Origin of the sequence: Tepidimonas sp., from assembly GCF_046292505.1 — a bacterium.
Taxonomy (GTDB): Bacteria; Pseudomonadota; Gammaproteobacteria; order Burkholderiales; family Burkholderiaceae_C; genus Tepidimonas.
Window position 1 is genome coordinate 1 of sequence record NZ_JBKBQX010000225.1, and the last position, 606, is coordinate 606.

The 606-nt window shown below is 61.2% G+C and carries 2 protein-coding genes; both read left to right on the plus strand.

Annotated elements, in window-relative coordinates; translation table 11 throughout:
• Positions 1–231 (plus strand): LysR substrate-binding domain-containing protein (locus ACK4TH_RS12915; protein WP_409627017.1); only part of this gene is annotated, 231 nt, incomplete at its 5' end.
• Between the two features lie 9 nt (positions 232–240).
• A partial coding sequence (locus ACK4TH_RS12920; protein ID WP_409627019.1) for an alanine racemase occupies positions 241–606 on the plus strand: 366 nt, incomplete at its 3' end.

A 606-nucleotide genomic window follows, 5' to 3' on the forward strand; every position in this document is an offset into this window, starting at 1 on the left:
AGTCCCTTGGCATTGCTAGAGGTCGTCGAAACCGGCCTGGGCTATGCGATCGCCTCACGTGCATCGGTGATGCATGCGTTGCGCCTCGGAACATTGGTATCGATCCCGCTCAAGCCACGTCTGGTGCGCAAGCTGTCGATGGTCTATCCGAAGGAAAAATTCCGCTCGCGTCTCGTGACCTCCTTCGTTTCGTTTGCCGCAGAGCGCCTCAAAGAGCACAAAGCTGCCTAGGCAGCCTACATGACGCGCCCGGTCCGCGCCATCATCGATTTGGCCGCGCTGCGGCACAACTTCCAGGTAGCCACGCGGCTTGCCGGGAATTCCAGGCTCTGGGCGGTCGTCAAGGCCAACGCCTACGGTCACGGTCTGGAGCGCGCCGTGCAGGCCTTGCGCGAGTTGGCCGATGGCTTCGCGCTGATCGAGCTCGAACGCGCGATCGCATTGCGCGAAGCTGGCTTGACGTCGCCACTACTGTTGCTCGAAGGTTTCTACAGGGAGGAAGAGCTGCCGCTGTTCATCCATCATCGCTTGATCCCGGTCGTGCATCGCAGTGATCAGGTCGACTGGTTGCTGGCCGCGAACTGGCCGGTCGATCTGCCGGTATAT